General features: G+C 29.1%; 1 pseudogene. It reads left to right on the forward strand.

Going from position 1 to position 3,095, the window contains the following annotated elements:
• Positions 1-25 precede the first annotated feature (25 nt).
• A pseudogene (locus tag AB2369_RS12565) lies at positions 26-3,095 on the forward strand (cyclic beta 1-2 glucan synthetase); the annotation flags it as partial.

Here is a 3,095-nt window from a genome sequence, read left to right on the forward strand (position 1 = left end):
CTGTAAAGGAGAAGAATTAAAAGATATGAATACAAAAGAACTGTATAATCTAGGAGAAGAATTATCTAAAAATGAAGAAATAGGTCATTGTAGTAAGAGAAGAAATACTCTTCGTGAGGGACTTAAAACAACCTATAAGAATATAGTTAAAAATCATCATTATTTAGAATCACTTTATAAAAATAGCATAAAGCTATCAGGGGGTTCCCAATGGCTTTTAGATAATATATATCTTATAGAGAAGGAATATAAAAAAGTTGTTTCTAATATGCCAAATAGATACTACCATAATCTACCATGTAATGGTGATGGAATACCGAGGATATATATTCTTTGTAGCACTTTATTTAATAATAGCTATGGAGAATTAACCAAAGATGGAGTTAATTCTTTTATTGAGGGATTTATATCTAATGTTTCTCTCACTTTAGGGGAATTATGGGCAATGCCACTTATAATGAGGGTAGTAATTTTAGAGAGAATTAGATTTGTTTCAGAAGAAGTTTGCAAATTAGAGAAGGAAAAGATTAAAGGAGAGAATCTTTCAAGGCGTCTTACTATGTCCATTAATGAAGAGGAGATAAAGGGTGAGATAGAAAGATTCAAATCCATAGATGAAAATTTTACATATATTATGGCAGAGAGCTTTTTGAAAGCTATAAAAGATAGTGGGATTGAAAATGATGAGTTATACTCAGTAGTTGAGAAAAAGTTAGATATTAAAAGAGGTGAACTTTATAAGGTAGTAAGTAAGGTAAAAACTGAGGAAATTAAGCTTGAGAGAGAACTTTCAGGATCTATTACTTCTTTGAGATTTATAGATAGTTTTAATTGGAAGAATTTTGTTGAAAGCATAAGCCTAGTTGATAAGATTCTAGGAAAAGATCCTAGTAGTATATATATAAATATGGATTTTAAAACAAGGGACTATTATAGACATAAAATAGAAGAACTATCTAAGAGAAGTAATGTCAATGAAGAAAAAATAGCCAATATTGCTATAGACCTGGCTGCTAATAAAGAGGGAACAGAAGGTCATGTTGGATATTATTTAATTGGAGAGGGGAAAGATGAACTCTATAAGGAGTTAAATATTAATAAGAACTTTCTAGAGAGAATGTCTTTAAAGGGAAAACTAAATCTATATAGACTATCTATAATAGCAATGATGGTTTTAATTGAAGTGGTTCTAATATTTTTCTTAAGAGAAGATAGAAATAATATATGGAAGTTTATATTATTAAATATATTATTGATACTGCCTATAAGATACATAGCTAAAACTTTTATAAATGGGTTATTCTTAATCTTTATAAAACCACATTATATACCTAAATTATCCTTAGATAAAGGAATAAATAGAGAAGATGCTACATTGGTTGTAGTTCCAACGATTCTTAATAGCATCTCTAGAACTGAAAAGCTTATAAAGGACTTAGAGGTATATTATTTAAGTAACAGGGAGGAAAATATTTATTTTGCTCTTTGTAGTGACTTTGGAGATAGTAATGAAGAAGTATTAGAAGAGGATTCAAAAATTATAAATGCAGGATTATCTCTAATAAAAGATCTGAATAGTAAATATGGAGATAAGTTTCTTTTCCTTCATAGAAAAAGAGTATTTAATGATAGAGATAAAGTATACATGGGGTGGGAAAGAAAAAGAGGAAAACTATTAGAACTTAATAAGCTCTTAAGAGGGGATAATAACACCACTTATGAGGTTGGAATAGACTCTGTACGAAAACTACCCAAAATAAAATATGTAATAACCTTAGATAGTGATACAAAAGTACCTATAGGAACATTTAAGAAGTTAATTGGAGCTATGGCTCATCCTCTAAATTATAATTATGGAATTATGCAGCCTAGGGTGGTTGTAGGATTAGAAAATGCTTATACTACAGAATTTTCAAAGAACTATGTAATGGATAAAGGACTTAATATGTACTCCTCTCTATCTTCTGAGATATATGAAGATTTATTTTATAGGGGGATTTTTACTGGAAAGGGAATATACTCAGTAGATAGATTTTTAGAAAATTTAGATGGTAAAGTAAAAGATAATACCATGCTTAGTCATGACCTAATAGAAGGAGAAGTACTAAATACAGCTTTTTTAAGTGACACTCCTCTGGTGGATGGCTTTCCTGTTTACTATCATTCTTATGCCATGAGAAACCATAGATGGATAAGAGGAGATGTGCAAAACCTACCTTGGGTATTTAGAAAAGAAATTAAGAGCTTAGGTAGGTACAAAATACTTGATAATATTAAAATGGCCTTAGTATATCCAAGTATTTTAATCACTATATTAGTAGCACTTATAATAAACCCTTTTTATTTAGAGCTTTGGATTGGCTTTGCTTTGTTTAGTTTGCTCGCACCACTTATAGTTAATATATTTAATTATAAAAACCATGAAATTATAAAGAAGTTTAAACAATGCTTTTTAATATTTACATTTTTTATTAATGAAAGTTATATAGTTATAAATGCTATGGCAAAAAGTTTATATAGAATGACTATTTCAAAGAATAAGCTTTTAGAGTGGCAAAGTGCTTTTGCTGTAGAGAATAATGGGGATAAGGGTGTGAAATATTACATTAGATTTATGTCTCCATCCATTATAATAACTTTAATTATTGGATACCTATCCTATTTAAATTCTTTAACCATATTATACTTTATGCTACCTTCCATGAGTTTATGGATATTAAGCCCATTTATAGCTTATGGTTTAAGTGGAAACTTAGATAATGATAAATTATATATAGAAAAAGAGGATGAGAGATATTTAAGAAAGTTAAGTAGAAGAATATGGGCTTATTTTGAGGACTTTGTAAATGAGGAAAATAATAATTTAGGACCTGATAACTATCAAAGTGATCCTATAAAGGGAGTAGCTCATAGAACATCACCTACTAATATAGCCATGACAATAAGTAGTAATAGTTGTGCCTACGATCTAGGATATATAGGAATATATAATTTTACCTATAGGTTAAAGAAAACGGTGGATACCTTAGAAAATCTTGAGACACTAAATGGCCATTTTTATAACTGGTATGATACTTTAACTCTAGGACCACTAG

It is taken from the genome of Clostridium sp. (genome assembly GCF_040797585.1).
Classification (GTDB): Bacteria; Bacillota; Clostridia; order Clostridiales; family Clostridiaceae; genus Clostridium_Z.